Source organism: Methylophaga sp. F-2 (assembly GCF_056859315.1).
In genome coordinates this window covers 101,136-118,779 of record NZ_JBSXOF010000019.1, presented here as the reverse complement: position 1 = coordinate 118,779, position 17,644 = coordinate 101,136, and the positions used below count along the sequence as shown (strand labels likewise).

Sequence of the window (17,644 nt, the reverse complement as noted above, 5' to 3'; positions counted from 1 at the left end):
TCTTTAATGGTTATTAGCGTCGGTTTTTTCTACTACACTATTTTTATTACAAAATCAGGACTTCATAACTTAATTTTTTTACTCTATATTGATAGCTGTCACACCTTAAATAGTTTAATAAAGACGCATATCGACCACGCAAGAATACCTTTTCCGCTGAATGTCGTGCCTTATCGAATCACCGATGATTTCATATTGATAATCAATATGTTGATATGGTTATTCTCTATTTTAGTGTTACATCAATTAAGACGATTAGATGTGCGTATCGTTATTTAGCATAGTTGCTAACCCTACCTGCGTATGCGCAAGCAATCATATTGTTTGCCACAGAGACGAATACGTTTATCAAATTAACAATTAATCATCAGCGATTAAGGGATAGAAAAATGAGTGGAAATGAATCACGTCTGCAAGCGATTTCAAACATCATAAACCGCCAGAAAACAGTCGTTCACAAACCTGAACCTCTAGATAAAATCTGGGCGACGGATGTTTTCAATCTGGCCAAAATGGAAGAAGCATTAAACAAGTCAGCCTTCAAGGCGGTTAAGCAAACTGTTCAAACAGGTGCGCCATTAGATCCCGCCGTTGCAGATGTTGTGGCTGCAGCGATGAAAAACTGGGCCTTATCAAAAGGCGTGAAGTTCTTCTCACATATTTTCTACCCCATGACCAATATCACCGCGGAAAAACACGATGGTTTTATTGTGACCAATGCTGAAGGCAATGCCATCACAGAATTCTCAGGCAGCTTATTGATTAAAGGCGAACCAGATGGCTCGTCTTTCCCTAACGGCAGTTTACGAATGACTAATGCCGCGCGTGGATATACCGCTTGGGACCCTACTAGTCCGGCTTTCATTATGCATACTGAAAATGGCTCAACACTGATGATCCCGAGTGTTTTCATGTCATGGACTGGTGAAGCACTTGATAAGAAAATCCCTTTACTGCGATCAATTTCAGCCATGGATCGTGCAGCCAAGAAAGTCCTGACCTTAATGGGCGAGACAGATATTGCCCCACTTAATTCGAGCTGTGGTGCTGAGCAAGAATACTTTTTGGTAGACAGTAATTTTGCACTGGCTCGTCCTGATTTATTGTTAGCGGGCCGTACATTATTTGGAGCAGCTCCAGCAAAAGGTCAGCAGTTTGATGATCATTATTTCGGTGCTATTCCTGAACGTGTTCAGGTCTTTATGCAGGACTTTGAAGATCAGCTTTATCGTTTAGGTATTCCTGCGAAAACACATCACAATGAAGTAGCTCCAGGCCAATTTGAAATTGCACCTTATTTCGAGTCAGCCAACATCGCTGCTGATCATCAGCAATTAATGATGACCTTGATGAAAGCTACGGCAAAAAAACATGGCTTTATGTGTTTGCTGCATGAAAAACCTTTTGCCGGTGTCAATGGTTCTGGAAAACATGTTAACTGGTCTGTTGGCAATGCCACACAAGGAAACTTGTTGGACCCAGGTAAAACACCTCATGATAATCTGAATTTCTTATTATTCTGTGGCGCCGTTATTCGTGGTGTGCATCAATATGGTCCCTTGCTTCGTGCCGTAATTGCATCTGCATCTAATGATCACCGCCTGGGAGCTAATGAAGCGCCTCCAGCCATTTTATCTGTGTATCTTGGCGACCAATTAGAAAAAGTATTTCAAGATATTAAAGCAGGCAATATTGCGACCTCGAAAAAAGGTGGCGAAATGGATCTGGGTCTATCACAAATTCTAAAATTTGAACGTGATCCAGGTGACCGTAATCGTACTTCACCTTTTGCTTTCACAGGTAATCGCTTCGAATTCCGCGCTGTAGGTTCGTCACAATCCGTTTCCGGGCCATTAGTTGCAATGAACACCATGTTGGCTGATTCCCTTGAATGGATTGCTGATAAGCTTAAAACGGAATTAGACAGTGGCAAAGACCAAACTAATGCTGTCCTTGCTGTATTAAAACAGTTAATGGAACAACACGGTAACGTCGTTTTTGGCGGCAATGGTTATTCAGAAGAATGGCATAAAGCTGCTGTGGAAGAACGTGGTTTGAAAAACCTGCCTACTTCTGCTGACGCTCTTCCGTATCTTCGTGATGACGCCATTCGTGAATTATTTGCTCGTACCGGCGTGTTCACACCTGTTGAACTGGAAAGCCGCTTTGAGGTCTATGCCGAGCAATATATTCTTTCTATTGAGGTGGAAGCCAAGCTTGTCATTGAGATGGCAAAAACGTTGATTTACCCATCTGCCTCACAATATCTAGCAGAACTATCTGTCACGCACACCAGCATGGCGGATCTAGGTATTGAGATGAATAATGCCGTTGTCAGTACTATCGCTCAAGAAACTAATGCAATGTTAACCACCGTAGCTGATCTTCAAGCTGCGATAGAAAAACATGACTTTGACTCCATTGAAGCGCATATGAAGTTCTGTGCGAACGATATTCGCAGCCTGATGGATAAGGTACGCAGTCATGTTGATATGCTGGAAGGTGAGGTTGCCGATGATTTATGGCCATTGCCTAAATATCGTGAGATGTTATTTATAAAATAAGCCGTTTTGACGACGATAAAAAGGCCGCTATCAGCGGCCTTTTTTCTTACTGATATTGGGGAGAAATAGCTTTGCCACATTGTATTATTGAACATTCCGCATCGACTGCCGACATCACCAATGATGCCGCTTTAGTGTCGACTGTGCATCAAGCAGCTGTCGACGCTTTACTGTTTGAGCCAGCTCATATCAAAACACGCAGTATTGCTTACCCAACATTTCAACTGGGTGATCATCATAGCCACTTTATACATGTCACCGTCAGGCTTCATCGGGGACGAACAGAAGAACAGAAAAAACGCTTAACGAATCTGATTGTAGAACGTCTCTGTACTACCTTGCCTTTGGCCGATATCACCATTACCGCAGAAACTGTTGAGATTGATACTCCAACCTATGCAAAAGCAACATTGGTATAAATATCAATATCACTGCTTAAGTTACGTTTAAGTAATCCATAGAACAATAACGCTGTCGTCCTATTAACAATAGGTCACTCATCGAAATAGAGGCTTCAACTCTAATAGATTTAAAACAGTGAGGCAGCAGTGAAAACAGAACATCATGAGATTGTAAGCAAGGTACCGGAAGTCACCCTGATATTTTGGATAATCAAGATATTTGCGACCACCGTGGGTGAAACAGCTGGCGATTTAGTTTCAATGGCAATGAATATTGGCTATCTCATCAGTAGCATCATTTTTGCTGTTATTTTTCTTACTGTAGTGTCGCTGCAAATCAATGCCCGAACATTTAACGTATTCATCTACTGGGCCACCATTATTGCAACCACTACATTGGGTACAACCATTGCTGACTTTACCGATCGTTCTCTAGGGATTGGTTATGCCGGTGGTTCTACACTGTTGTTAGTATTATTGATGTTATCGTTATTTATCTGGCGCAACAGTGTAGGCTCAGTTTCCATTCAGCAGATACGTTCGCCCAAAGCCGAAATGTTTTACTGGATTACCATTTTATTCTCACAAACATTAGGAACCGCTTTGGGTGATTGGGTTGCAGATACTGAAGGACTGGGTTACGCAACTAGCGCGTTGTTATTTAGCGCAGTGCTTATCAGTATTGCCATTGTCTATTTCACTACCACTGTTTCACACACTGTTTTGTTCTGGGCGGCATTTATTTTTACCCGACCATTAGGTGCGGTAGTGGGTGATTTTCTTGATAAACCCGTGGCTGAAGGTGGTCTGGCATTGAGTCATTTGGGGATAACCAGCTTATTGCTGACGCTGATGTTAATTCTGATATTCAGTTTTAAACAGCGGGCGGCTAGACTATCGCATTGACTGTTCAGCGATGTATCCCCCTTGTTTGAAAACAGATAGACTTCATTGATAAAGATATTTTGGCTGGATGTCGAACATGGATGTTAATCTTAGGCTATGCAACGACAGTCATGTATCATTGTTTAATAAGCATTGACCCTACTCTTAACAAGATCATTTCAGCTAAACAATAAGCGTGTTATATGAATCAACAACCCAATAACCCATTACATGGCATTACGCTTGAAACGATTGTTACCGAACTGGTCGATCATTTCGGCTGGGATGGCTTTGCTCAGCGTATCAACTTGAACTGTTTCAAGAACGATCCCTCTGTTAAATCCTCTTTGAAATTTCTGCGTAGAACAGACTGGGCCAGAAAAAAAGTCGAGCAACTTTACATCAGTACATTCAGCCGCTAGCACGATGCCACATTGGATATATTTAGCTATCGCTATTGTTGCTGAGGTCATTGCAACCTCAGCCCTGAAAGCAAGCCATGAATTTACCCGTCTTATTCCCACGATAATTGTCGTTACCGGCTATCTGACCGCTTTTTACTTTCTGACTCTTTCACTGAGAGTCATTCCTGTTGGTATTGCCTATGCCATCTGGGCTGGGCTTGGAATTGTGCTTATCGCCATCATCTCCTGGATACTTTACGGGCAAAAACTCGATTTGCCTGCCCTGCTTGGCATGGGCTTAATTATCTCAGGCGTGCTGGTGATCAACCTCTTTTCTAAAACCGGTGGGCATTAACCACACTCGTGTTTATTAGAGAAACATGCCACCGGAAGCTTCAATTCGCTGACCGTTAACCCATGCACTATCGTCACTAATCAGCATTGCCATCGCCTTTGCAATATCATCTGGCAAGCCGACTCTGCCTAAGGCAGTCTGATTAGCGATACTGCGATTCAGCTCGGCATTATCTCGTACAATGCCGCCACCAAAATCAGTTTCAATGGCTCCCGGTGCCAGTGTATTGACTCTAATCTGCTTTGTACCGAGTTCCTTTGCCAAATAACGTGTTAATACTTCAACACCACCTTTCATCATAGCGTAAGCGGCATAGCCAGGGAGACTGAAACGCGCTAAACCTGATGAGATATGAATAATCTGACCTTGAGGCGCGATCATCGCTAACAACGATTGGGTAAGAAAAAACGGTGCTTTCAAGTGAATGTTCATCAAGGTATCAAAATCAGACTCGGTGGTATCTTCAAAAGACTTATGTATGCCAATCCCCGCATTATGAATAATGACATCCAGCTGGTTGGTTTCAAACGCCGTTCCAAGTTGAGTTTTAACAGCATCGGCAAAGCTTTTAAAAGTAGACGCTTGACTGACATCCAATGCTATCGCTGTTGCAGCCCGCCCTTTTTCCTGAATGGCATTTACCACTTCCTCAGCTGCAGCCTTATTTTTGTTGTAGGTAATAATCACGTCACAGCCTTTGTCTGCTATATAAAGCGCAGTTTCGCGTCCCAGCCCTCGACTACCACCTGTAACCAATACTAGTTTTTTTCATCTTAATTATCTCTTCTGGTGAATTCACTGAAATCATAAAGACCAATTAATTCATGATAAACAGACAAAAACCGATATCATTGTTTGGATATAACAAACAATAGATAAGGCAAGTATGGATAAACTGGAAAACATGAAACGGTTTGTTACTGTCGTACAAACAGGCAGCTTTACCCGTGCTGCAGATGTGCTTGGTTTGCCTAAATCCAGCGTCTCCGAAGCCGTTAAGTCACTTGAGCAACAGATTAAAACCAGACTTTTACAACGAAGTACCCGCCAGATTCATCTCACCCATGATGGCGAAATTTATCTTGAAAAATGTCTATCCATTCTTGAGCAAGTAGACATGCTCGACACGCATTTCTTACATCCCTCACAGCTATCTGGCACATTGCATATCGATATGCCTAGTCGCTTTGCCGCCAATATTGTTCTGCCAAACCTACATGACTGGTATGACAGTTATCCAAATATCAATATCAAACTCAGCTGCCATGACCAACGCACAGATTTAATTAAAGACGGTATTGATTGCGTTATCCGTGCCGGCCAACTCGAAGATAGCAGCTTAATTGCACGGCCATTACTCATGTTATCAACGATTAATTGTGTCAGTACGAACTATGCAGATGAATATGGCGTACCCATGTCTCTTGATGATCTACATCACCATGTATTAATTGATTACGCGCAAAATCTGCAAACACAAACACCCGTATTTGAGTATGTAAAAGAGGAAGTTGTCCATCATTTACCAATGACAAGCAAACTCCAGGTTAACAGTACAGATGCCTATTTATTCTCCTGCTTATCTGGTCTGGGACTCGCTCAGATTCCAGACTTAAGTGCCCGAAGCTATATAGAAAGTGGTGAGTTGATCGAAGTATTGCCAGACTTAAAAGCACCTGCTATTCCAATTTCCATCATATATCCATCGCGCAGACAAATCCCTAAACGACTGAGCTTATTTATGGATTGGTTGGAAGCCCAGACCAAAAAGGTTCGGCCAGATTAATCCAAACAAGGTCTCAAAGTAATTAGGCCACAACAAAATAGACAGCATATTTTTTCTGTGCTAAAACCATTTTAAACGTAGGTATTTAGCATAGCTTGCTGAAGCCATTTAACTATACGTTTAATCTGTGGTTTAAGCAGAAAAAGGATACTTCCGTTTGGACGCCAAAGCAGCCGCTGAAAGACCGGTTAAACAAGATGAGAAAACGGCACTACAAGCCGAAATCATCAACATGTTGTTCGGTAGCAACCTCAAATCCTTTATCGTTGCTAGCCTGGTTGCTATCACACTGGCCTATGTGGAATACGATCAAGTCAACAACATCATATTATTTGGTTGGTGCGTCATTTTTTGCTTCGTTTATGGCCTTCGCTTCTGTACCACGCTGTATTTTCAACGACACTCAGCTAATTACCCCACAGATTATTGGTTAAATATATTCCGATTATCAACTCTAGCGTGTGGAATGGCATGGGGATTTGCTGGGTATTACTTTCTTTCAGAAACCAATGAAGTCGCTCATAAAGCTTTCATTACGCTCGTTATTGTCGGCGTAACAGGGGGTGCGATGGTGGTATATGCAGTAGATGCCATTACATCAAAATTATTCTCTGGCAGTATCTACCTGCTATCTTTGCCCGGCTTTTTTACCAACGAGACAGAACTGTCACTGGCAATGGCCATTCTGTTAGCCGTTTATATTGTCTATATTTCAATAGCATCGACTAATTTAGGTAAAAAGCTTCATGAAAACATCTTGCTACATCATGCTGCTATCAAACAACAGGAAGAAATCGAGAAATTATCTCAACATCAACGTATCCATTTAGACCATACCCCGATGGGCGTGATTGAATGGGATCTCAATCTATGCGTTGTTTCATGGAATGCGGCCGCGCAGGAGATTTTTGGCTATAGTCAAGATGAAGCACGTCATCAACATGCCAGTTTTATTTTGCCATTAGATATTCAACATCAAGTGCTTCAAAAAATGCACAAACTCATTTCAGAAGGCAATTCGACACATTGTCAAAATGAAAACCTGACCAAAGAGCATGAGATTATTTACTGTGAGTGGACCTATACCGCTTTACGTGACAGTGAGAATCAAGTCGTGGGTTTAGCCACGCTAGTGCAGAACAAAACGGAATTCAAAAAAAATCAGGATGAAATCCAATACCTTGCTTATTACGATACATTAACTGACTTGCCTAACCGACGCTTATTAACAGACCGTGTCACACATGCGATACATTCAAGCAGTCGAAACAAATCTTATTGCGCTATTTTCTTTATCGACTTGGATAACTTTAAAAATATTAATGACTTACACGGCCATTCTGCTGGCGACATGTTACTAAAATCGGTATCAACACGACTTAAAACACTGCTAAGAGAAGAAGATACTATTGCCCGCTTTGGTGGAGATGAATTCGTGATATTAGTCGAGAATATTGGTGAAACACTCGGCAAAAGCAAAAAAATAGCAGAATTAATCTCCAATAAAATCATCAATGGAATCAGTGATATATACAGTATTGGCAATGTTCAGTATCGGACTTCGTGCAGCATTGGTATTTGCAACTTTCTCGGCGATACTCTATCCGTTAATGAAATCTTTAAACGCGCTGATAATGCCATGTTTCAGGCTAAGTCAGATGGTCGTAGTTGTTTTCGCTTTTTTGATGAAAAACTGCAACCAAGTATTGAATTCAAAGCCAGCCTGGAAAATGACCTCCGCGATGCTATTTTTGATCGCGATATCATTCCCTACTTTCAGCCACAGGTGAATCATCGTCATGAATTGATCGGAGCAGAAATTTTACTACGTTGGCAACATCCTAAACATGGCATGATTTCACCGGCAGAGTTTATTCCGATTGCTGAAGACTCTGACATTATTCACCGTATTGGTACTGAAGTATTGCAAAGCGCCTGTAAACAATTAGCGATTTGGCAGAATAATCCCGAGACAGCCCATTTAGTATTATCCGTTAACATCAGTGCACGACAGTTTATGCAAAAGAACTTTGTTGAAACTGTCTTATCAAGCATTGAGACATATCACTGTTCTGGCTCGCGTTTGCGGCTGGAAATAACTGAGAGCCTGATGTTAAAAAATATCAATGAACTGGCCACAAAGATTGAAAAATTACGGTCTTATGGCATCACTTTATCACTGGATGACTTTGGCACGGGCTACTCTTCTCTATCCATACTACGTAGCTTTCCACTCGATGAAATCAAGATCGATAAAAGTTTTGTCGATCACATGCTGGAAAATGCAAATGATGCTCATATCATTCGTACAGTCATTAATATGAGCAATCATATGGGCATGACAGTGATTGCTGAAGGTGTAGAAACTGAAGCTCAGGAAGCCTTCCTGGCTGAAAACGGCTGTTTGAATTATCAAGGTTATTTATTTGGCAAACCTATGCCTTTAGACGACTTTAGCGATTACATCAAAAAGCCCCGACCTCTTCATTAAGCCACTGCCTTTATCACATTCGATTATGTAGTGATTTGAGGCTATAATTCTTTCCTTGCGATCGTAGCCCGTCACACTTCACTCAATTGCTGCTCGCTACTGCTGTAATCACTTTTTAGCTATATAAATCCCTTATCTATGAAATCAATCTTAAAACTATTAACTTTATTATTTATTGTTATCCCTATTCAATCTCCTGTCTTTGCCGCTGATAGCGCCTCCGGCTGGCAAGACGAGGTAACACAGCTAGAAACGGTTTATGGTGGACGTATTGGTGTATCGGCATGGAATGCAAATGATGGTCAACAACTTCACTACCGTGAAAATGAACGGTTTGCCATGTGCAGTACCTTCAAATTATTACTCGTCGCTAATGTGTTACAACGTATTGACCAAAAGCAAGAAAAGCTTGAACGATTAATAAGTTATGATAAATCTGAGATTCTTGAATATGCGCCAGTGACATCACAACATCTTGATAAAGGATCAATGACGGTAGCAGACTTGAGTAAAGCCGCATTGCAATTAAGTGATAATACTGCTGCCAATTTACTGCTTAATACATTGGGAGGTCCACAAGGACTAACTGATTATCTCCGTAGCTTAGGCGATAACACCACTCGCTTAGATAGAATTGAGCCAAATCTGAATACTAACTTAGCTGAAGATCCTAGAGATACCACCACCCCCAAGGCGATGCTGTTAACCTTAAAAACCCTCTTACTTGGTGACACTTTATCTGAAGCATCCAAACAACGTCTTATTCACTGGTTAATTGGCAACCAAACAGGAGATGACAAAATACGTGCTGGTGTTCCCGCAACATGGCTTGTCGGTGATAAAACCGGATCAGGTGCTAATGGTGCCAATAATGATGTTGCTATTATCTGGCCGGAGGCTGGCCACCCCTATCTATTGATCGTGTATTACTCTGGCTCAGAACGCTCAAAAAATGAAAAAAATGCGGTAATCGCAAAAATCAGCCAATCGGTAAGCAAAGTGTTTTACCCTGAGTAAACGCGATGCAAAATATATCTATTAATCAGATGATGTATTGATTACCCCCCAAACGTTTTGCTTCATACATAGCATGATCAGCATGCTGCAATAATGTTTTTTCGACATCACCATGAACGGGTAATAAAGCAATACCAATACTGCTAGACAAATGAATCTCACAACCGCCGACGATAAATACCTTTGCCATCGTCTGCCTTATTTTTTCTGCAATAGATTTTGCATCTTGCTGATGACTTATCGTTTCGAGTAATACGACAAATTCATCACCACCGAAGCGGGCTACCGTATCAGAACTTCGAACACACGACTGTATTCGCTCAGCAGCTTGTTGTAATAAGGCATCCCCAACATCATGGCCAAAATTATCATTCGCCTGCTTAAAGTTGTCCAAATCAAGATAAAACAAAGCCAATTCAGTTTTTTGTCTTAGCGCCCTTGCGATGGCAAGCTGCATGCGGTCATGGAACAACTCACGATTTGCCAAGCCTGTTAAATGATCATACATCGCCAGAAAGCGTAAACGGTCATGCAGTTGTTTCCGCGTAATTGCAGCAGCAACTTGCGTTGAAATATATTCAAGTAAATGTTGGCTATCTTCGGTATTGATATGCTGAGCCTCAACTCTGGCAATCAGACTACCTATAACACGTTCTGCTGTGCACAGTGGTACCTTGATCCAACCATTATCAGTATCGAAGCATACCTTTCTTGAATCAATCCAGGATGTCAGGTTCTGGCTGAGATGCGCATGCAGCAATTCTCCATCGACATCACTACTAGTATAAGCAAACGTCAGAAGTTGAGTTTGCTGGTCATACAATGCAATAACAAAATCACTGATCGGTAATAGTGTCTCCATGATTTGATGAATACGCTTATACAATGATGACAAACTTTCTTCATGATGTGCCGCTTCAGAGATCGCATACATAGCAGACTGAATCGCTTCAGCGCGTTTATGCCGGGATATATCTCTGGCAACGGCTATACGAAAAGCCTCATTGCTCGCCCACTTCGCTGACCAGAGTAAATAAACAATCTGTCCATCTTTACGTATATAGCGGTTCTCAAAGTCTGTTTTTTCCAGACCATTCATAATGTCGTCAACCGCATTGAGCGTGGCTTCACGATCATCAGGATGAACCATTTCCAGCATTTGTTTACCCAACAACTCCTCCCGTGAATAACCGAATATGCGTTCAGCACCGGCACTGAGAAAAAGGAAATGGCCTTCTTTATCAACGATACAGATCGCATCAAGTAACATATCAATGTAGTGACTTAATGATTCGAGTTTTTTCTGATCTAGTAAATAATTTGGATCTGACGACATAGATTGTCCAACAACAAAAAGCTAAAACCTAATTAAATTGAATACGACATGGTACATATAGACGAACTAAGACCATGGGCTTAACCTACTATTTTAGTATCACCTGACGAATTAGACTTTTCCTGTTCGTAGTTAATGGCCCGAATAGGATAAGGAATAGTAATACCCTCTTCTTTAAAACGTTGATGCAAAGCTTTGATAAATTCAGATTTAATAAAAAATCGATTGAAGTATTCTTGTGCTCTTAACATCACCGTGAAGTTTATACTCGAACTATCAAAGGTATGAAAAATAACAAACGTCTGATAATCAGGCACGCCCCATTTGTGGGTTCTCAGAATATCACGGGCTACTTCCAGTGTTACCCTTTCAACATGTTCCAAATCGGAATCATAATGTACCCCGACCTCAACAGGGACTGACAGTTGTTTCTCTGGATAATAATAATTAATAATCTTCGATTGAGATAAAACACTGTTCGGAATGATGATAAAGTTATTTGGCAACATTCTGATCCACGTTGTACGCCAGCCGATTTTATCTACAAATCCCTGTTCACCAGACTCGAGTTCAATAAAATCGCCAACACGAATGGGTTTATCTATGACTAACTGCACACCTGAAAAAAAGTTGGTTAATGTTGGCTGTAGCGCTAAAGCCACGGCGAGTGAAGTGATACCCAGTGACGCTATGACAGGTGTAATCGCGATCCCCATGGTGCCCAGAATGATTAAAACGCCCAGCCCGAGGATGAGTGCACGAGTAACGCCCTGCATAATTGAACTGCTGCTTTTCAGCGTAGACGATTTCTCGGCATAGTGTCCGACCGTACCCGTCAGAAAACCATCGATGAACAAAACCAGTGCAGCGACGATCAATAGTCGTGCGGTGGAATTAAACATACTAAAGTCTGCTTCGACATCGAAATAGACGACAACATGTTCAGATAGTTTTATGGTTAATGCCAGCAAACACAGTGTCAGTGGAAAGCTGATGACTTTGACCAACAGCTTATCGTAATAAAAGCTGGTTCTTGCCGTGACTTTTCCAACTCTGAGCAAAATAAACTTTTTCACTACTAACAGAAGAATAAATAAGCTGATGACGACCGCCATGGCTACCGACCATTCAGGCAAGGATGAGAAAAACTGATCAAGTTTGTTCATGCTGATTCCTCAATAAACCTAGCTATTTCATGCAGATGTCATGCCCGAGCCAATGCATCATTTCTAACGAATATAAAAAAACCGGCAATGCCGGTTTTTTTATAGATAATGCCAGTGCAAAATTACATTGATTCAGCTTCTTTAATCGCTTTCTTGACAATACGACCAACACCGCCTGAAACATCTTGTGCTTTGATAGCATCTAGGTTAACTGGATTACCTACGATTACCGCTCCACCCATACCAGCACCAATATGAGGTGTGCATTTGTAGATGTAAACACCTTCTTTATCAAAAGTATGAGTCACATCCTGGCTCATCTCTGATTTGAACAGCTCAGCACCCTCAGGAACCAGGCCTTCTATCATTTCCACATTATGGGTACTCATATTAGTCCAGCTGACACTATCACCAGGCGCAATCTTAACGACCAGAGGACTGAATTTTAACCCTTGCGTCGTGACAGTATGCTCTGCAGCAAACACATTCATTGTCATCAACACAGTCGAAGCAGCAACACCTATTACAGCAGTTTTCAACATTTTCATAACTTCTCCTTTTTGTTTACCAGATTATTTCAACAATTCGGGCGTGAAAATCATGCGAATTTTATAGTGACAAAAACAATCATCCGCTATTCGTAAACCAGGCTTATATTTGAACACTTTCCACACGATTTCTTCCTAATTGTTTGGCTTTGTATAACGCTTTATCTGCTTCGCTTAGCAACTGCTCCGAATGGAGGCTGTGAAGAGACAGATTCGCAACACCAATGGAAATCGTAATGTGACCAAGATATTTGCCATTAAACTCAATACTTTTCTTTGCAATGGTATTTCTTAACGCTTCGGCTTTGTCTACCGCATTAGCTAATGTCGCATTTGGCATAATCACCACAAATTCTTCACCGCCATAACGACAAGGAATATCAGTCTCCCGGAAAAACTCATGCATCAAATGAGCAAGTGTTTTGAGCACATAATCTCCCGCTTCATGACCATATTCATCATTAAAGCGTTTGAAATGATCAATATCACAAATTAATAGTGACAAAGTCTGTTGCTGACGGTTGGATAACTGCGTCTCACGATAAAGGGCGTCGTCGAAATAACGACGATTGCGCAAGCCAGTTAATGCATCTTCAAAGGAAAATCGTTGTAGTTCCTCTCTCAGTTTAATACTGCTGAGGGTGACACCCAGCCTTAATTTTACTCGGCTAATCAAGTCATCCAGATTCTCATGAGGTATTAATAATCTCGAGCTGGAATTAGCCAGTAAGATGTGGACGAAGACATTATACGAGCCATCAACTTCCTGTAGCTCGATTTGTGCAAGTACCGAATCAAACGGCTGATTTTCAATCGATGCTGACACTTTTACTTCAACAGGCAAAAAAACTTCAGGTAATTTACGTACCAGAATTTTTCTTGCTTCATCGAGATCATGACATGCTTGTAAACGGCTGTTTAATTCTTCTAACTTAGCACCAAGCATATTAAGCCTGTGTAGTTGCTCTGCTCTTTCCTGTTCAGCTTCAGCATAAGCATGAAGAGTGGCAGTCCGTTCAGCCACCTTCATTTCCAGATGCTCGTTGAGTTCTTTTAATGCTTTTTGTACATGAGAATAGTGCCGAAGTGAAATTAGCATTAACACCAAAGCAAAGAGCAAGGCAGCTATTGAAATATCCAGGTTAATCCAAGGCAAAACACTATTGGCAATTCCCATATCCAGTAACAGAAAAATGCCATACACCGTGAATGACAACATCACAAATTGCTGATCTGATCCTGGCAAAGGTCGCATGCTTAGCCCCAAGCCAATAATAAGAATAATTGAAATGGCGAATAAAGCATCAAAAACCGGAAAGGTCGGCGCCAGTTCTATGACACCCAGCATTGATAACATGATAGCAATGACTAGATAACTACCATGAAAGTAAGCAATTTTTTTCAGCCAATTTTTTTGCCAGGCTGATGACCATGAAGATAACAATAAACAGATAAAAACTGGCAGTGCATAATAGGAAATCGCCAGCAGATAGACGCGAAACAAAGGATAATTAAAAACAAACTGCACTGCATGATTTTCGGAAAGCAACATCAGCGCCGAAGTTAAGGAAAATGCAGACAAATAAAGGAAATGACGATCATTTTTCTGCATCATCGAAAAGGCAAAGGTGATGATAGTGACAAACAATGAAAATAACGCCACCAGAACTTCAAAATACGCATTTTTCAAGACATAAAACAGTAAGTTTGATTGTTCAAATAGCTTAACTTCACCCCACAAACCAATATCACGATAGTTAGAATACACCCTGAAATATATGGTTTTACCAGCATAATCTGTTGGCAAACTTATCGAATGCCATGGCCAGCCATAAAATGTTTTTTTATCTTTTTGATCAAAATCACCGAATTGATAGATTTTCTTATTATCCAGAAAAACTTCAGCCATTAAGTCAATACTGGTTATATATAAAACTGGATGCAGGTACTGATGCACAGAATCTGGCAATTTAGCTTTAAACCAAACTGTATTATGCTCATCCCGATTTGGTGGTTTTACAGGAGAATTGATATCTGTCCAGTCAGTACTAACATTTTGCGGTGCTGAAATCCATTGTGGTATTCCATCAACAATGGGTGAATCCCCCCATCGATATTGCCAGCCTGTCACTTCTTCAGCTCCATGCTCATGCATAGCAAACGCGGGAGACAACAGAGTTAATAGAGAGAACAGTAAGAAATATCGAGCCATAGTCACATTAAGATAATGTGTAATTAAATCCTTTCTCACTCCAATCTCTCACTGTCTAACTAAAGAAACAAATTCAAACAGCTAGACATCCTTTCCAGCTCGATGCAGATAGGGTCACAAAGGACCTGGTACTTAAAGATAGTATTCATTCTTTTACGGCAATAAACTCTGTTACTTAAATGAAACTTTACATCTATAGCAGACGTTATAAGTCTATATACCTTGTTTGTTGTGTAAAAAGTTCTCATAAAAAAATTATAAAAACAATAAAAAACAAAAACTATTAACACAATACAACAAACTTTCTCCAAATCATCATTGCTGAAGCCGCCAGTAAGTCATCAAAATTAAAGAAAAAAAGCGCAATGCCAATAAAAGATATATATCCCCAGTGAGTTCTAAGGAGTCAAAAATGATGAGCGTAGCGATTAAATTAATGAACTCTCTCAGCTACCCCAAAAAAATGACGCTTATCACCAGTGTGTTGCTGATCCCTATACTACTGAGTTTTTTTCTACTGATTTATCATCTCAATAAGGTCGTCAATGAAAGTCATCATGAGCAAAAAGGGCTGGAATATCTAAAAGCATTGAAACCTTTTTATCAGCAACTTCCCCAACATCGGGGAATGACTAATGCATACCTCAATGGTGCTGCAGAATTTAAAGAAAAAATCCTGAGCAAACGTCAGGATATCCAACAAAGCATCGAAAAAATTGATGTTATTGATCAGCAATACGGTTCAGAATTTCAAACCTCATCATTATTGAATGAAATCAAGCAGGACTGGTTACTCCTATCTAATGACGATAGCGGAACAGACTCAAATGCTATTTTTACAGCACACACTCAACTGATCACAAAAATACGACGTTTGATGAATCTTGTTAACCATAACTCCGGGCTGATTGTGGATCCTGAGCTTGAAACCACATTCATCATTGAAACCATTGTCAGTTATATTCCCCTGCTTGCTGAGAATATTGGCCAAACACGAGGATTAGCCTCAGGTATCGTAGCTGATAATGAAATCACCACAGAACAACGTATCAAACTCACAGCAACACTCAGCAAAGTTCAAAATGAAGCTGACAACACTCAGCAAGCGATAACACATATCATTGAACACAATCCCAAGCTGAAAGAATCGATAGCAAAACTGGAACAGGATCGAGAAAACATTCTTGCACAGTTTATTCATATCATTCAGCAAGATATTCTGGAGAGTAACAGTATTAAAACTGATGCCGATTCCATTTTTAATCTGGGTAGTCAGGCTATTTCAGCAAACTATGCGATGTATGACTATTTGGCTGATGCTTTAAGCACATTACTTGATGAACGGTTATCGAACCTGCAATTTGAGAAAAACCTAGTCATCACGATTATCGTCATTGCACTTGTAGTTGCGCTTTATCTGTTTATTGGTTTTTATCAGGCAACAGTGAATATGATCAGACATATTACTCAGGCCTCTCAGCGTATTGCTATGGGTGATCTCACCATACAAATTGATAGCCCTGCTAAAGATGAAACTACGGATATATTTAAAGCACTCAATGAAATGACACATAATTTAAATACTATCGTCAATCAATTAAGACTCAACGCAAATGAGTTAGCTGCCGCTTCCGAAGAGTTATCAGCAAATACCCTTCAGTCAAAATCTAACTCGCAGGAACAACAAAACCAGTCTGAACAAATCGCCACAGCAATGAATGAAATGTCCAGCACGATTAGAGAAATCGCTCAGAATGCTGAATTATTAGCAGAAGAAGTCCGTACAGCGAATAATGAATCACAGTCAGGACAAGCGGTCATCTCTGAAACCGTGAAATCCATTCATTCTCTCACAGAAGATGTCGGTAGAGCTGCCATGACCATTGCGGAACTGAGTCAGAGTAGTGAGCAGATTGGTTCGGTATTAACCGTGATTAAAGGGGTTGCGGAACAAACTAATTTACTGGCTTTGAATGCAGCTATTGAAGCAGCCAGAGCCGGTGATCATGGGCGCGGTTTTGCTGTTGTTGCCGATGAAGTCCGCTCCCTCGCCAACAGAACACAAGAGTCTGCTGAGCAGATTCAAGTCATGGTGGATAACTTGCAGCAAAAAACCAAACAAGCAGTGCTGGTAATGGATAAAGAAAAATCCAACGCCGCTGGCATGGTCCAATACACTGAGTCGGCGACGCAGTCCATTTTGAATATTGTTAATTCCATGACTCAAATTTCTGACATGAGTACCCATGTAGCCAGCGCAGCTGAAGAACAAGGTTTAGTCTCAGAAGAAATTAATCGTAATATCACCCGGGTTTCTGACTTATCTGAAGACAACTTGCACGGTAGTGAACAAATTTCTATCGCTAGCCAAAACCTGGCAAGTCTGGCATCACAACTCAATACCATAGTGCAGCGATTTAAGGTTTAAAAGTTCCGGTAATAAAAAAGGGCCATCAGGCCCTTTTTTATTAGATAGTGG

At 40.9% G+C, this 17,644-nt stretch carries 14 protein-coding genes; 9 read left to right on the top strand and 5 right to left on the bottom strand.

What is annotated here, in order from left to right; genetic code table 11:
• Positions 1-389 precede the first annotated feature (389 nt).
• The 5 genes from AC13DA_RS09835 to AC13DA_RS09815 all read left to right on the top strand — a co-directional run bounded on the left by AC13DA_RS09835 (position 390) and on the right by AC13DA_RS09815 (position 4,609).
• Positions 390-2,564 (top strand): glutamine synthetase III family protein, encoded by a 2,175-nt coding sequence (locus AC13DA_RS09835; protein ID WP_284722814.1) that lies wholly within the window; start codon positions 390-392, stop codon positions 2,562-2,564.
• Positions 2,565-2,635: 71 nt separating this feature from the next.
• Positions 2,636-2,983 (top strand): 5-carboxymethyl-2-hydroxymuconate Delta-isomerase, encoded by a 348-nt coding sequence (locus tag AC13DA_RS09830; RefSeq protein WP_284722815.1) that lies wholly within the window; start codon positions 2,636-2,638, stop codon positions 2,981-2,983.
• A gap of 129 nt (positions 2,984-3,112) precedes the next feature.
• On the top strand, positions 3,113-3,871 hold the full coding sequence (locus AC13DA_RS09825; RefSeq protein ID WP_284451304.1) for a COG4705 family protein: 759 nt from the start codon (positions 3,113-3,115) through the stop codon (positions 3,869-3,871).
• Between the two features lie 182 nt (positions 3,872-4,053).
• Positions 4,054-4,272: a VF530 family protein gene (locus AC13DA_RS09820; protein ID WP_007144859.1), complete on the top strand. Its 219-nt coding sequence runs from the start codon at positions 4,054-4,056 to the stop codon at positions 4,270-4,272.
• Between the two features lie 4 nt (positions 4,273-4,276).
• The gene (locus AC13DA_RS09815) at positions 4,277-4,609 is read left to right on the top strand and encodes a DMT family transporter (RefSeq protein ID WP_007144858.1); all 333 of its coding nucleotides are present in this window, start codon (positions 4,277-4,279) and stop codon (positions 4,607-4,609) included.
• A 15-nt stretch (positions 4,610-4,624) separates the two neighbouring features.
• Here AC13DA_RS09815 and AC13DA_RS09810 read toward each other — a convergent pair whose 3' ends face one another.
• Positions 4,625-5,365, bottom strand: coding sequence for an SDR family NAD(P)-dependent oxidoreductase (locus AC13DA_RS09810; RefSeq protein WP_284451305.1), 741 nt, complete (start codon positions 5,363-5,365; stop codon positions 4,625-4,627).
• 130 nt (positions 5,366-5,495) lie between these two features.
• Here AC13DA_RS09810 and AC13DA_RS09805 point away from each other — a divergent pair, with 130 nt between their 5' ends.
• From AC13DA_RS09805 to bla, 3 genes are all read left to right on the top strand, one after another.
• A complete protein-coding gene (locus AC13DA_RS09805; RefSeq protein WP_284451306.1) occupies positions 5,496-6,395 on the top strand; it encodes a LysR family transcriptional regulator in 900 nt (299 codons plus the stop codon).
• A gap of 157 nt (positions 6,396-6,552) precedes the next feature.
• Positions 6,553-8,886 carry a putative bifunctional diguanylate cyclase/phosphodiesterase gene (locus tag AC13DA_RS09800; RefSeq protein WP_482945912.1) on the top strand — a complete coding sequence of 778 codons (2,334 nt, stop codon included), beginning with the start codon at positions 6,553-6,555 and terminating at the stop codon, positions 8,884-8,886.
• Between the two features lie 138 nt (positions 8,887-9,024).
• The gene (gene bla, locus AC13DA_RS09795; RefSeq protein ID WP_284450921.1) at positions 9,025-9,903 is read left to right on the top strand and encodes a class A beta-lactamase; all 879 of its coding nucleotides are present in this window, start codon (positions 9,025-9,027) and stop codon (positions 9,901-9,903) included.
• A gap of 25 nt (positions 9,904-9,928) precedes the next feature.
• On the opposite strand, the gene AC13DA_RS09790 is transcribed toward bla, so the two are convergent.
• The 4 genes from AC13DA_RS09790 to AC13DA_RS09775 form a co-directional block, all read right to left on the bottom strand.
• Positions 9,929-11,239, bottom strand: coding sequence for a sensor domain-containing diguanylate cyclase (locus tag AC13DA_RS09790; RefSeq protein WP_273180725.1), 1,311 nt, complete (start codon positions 11,237-11,239; stop codon positions 9,929-9,931).
• Between the two features lie 80 nt (positions 11,240-11,319).
• Positions 11,320-12,405, bottom strand: coding sequence for a mechanosensitive ion channel family protein (locus tag AC13DA_RS09785; protein WP_284450920.1), 1,086 nt, complete (start codon positions 12,403-12,405; stop codon positions 11,320-11,322).
• A 122-nt stretch (positions 12,406-12,527) separates the two neighbouring features.
• Positions 12,528-12,953, bottom strand: a complete 426-nt coding sequence (locus AC13DA_RS09780) for a plastocyanin/azurin family copper-binding protein (RefSeq protein WP_273180732.1) — start codon at positions 12,951-12,953, stop codon at positions 12,528-12,530.
• 103 nt (positions 12,954-13,056) lie between these two features.
• Positions 13,057-15,204 carry a diguanylate cyclase gene (locus AC13DA_RS09775; RefSeq protein ID WP_284450919.1) on the bottom strand — a complete coding sequence of 716 codons (2,148 nt, stop codon included), beginning with the start codon at positions 15,202-15,204 and terminating at the stop codon, positions 13,057-13,059.
• Between the two features lie 373 nt (positions 15,205-15,577).
• Here AC13DA_RS09775 and AC13DA_RS09770 point away from each other — a divergent pair, with 373 nt between their 5' ends.
• Positions 15,578-17,593, top strand: a complete 2,016-nt coding sequence (locus tag AC13DA_RS09770) for a methyl-accepting chemotaxis protein (RefSeq protein ID WP_482945911.1) — start codon at positions 15,578-15,580, stop codon at positions 17,591-17,593.
• Positions 17,594-17,644 lie beyond the last annotated feature (51 nt).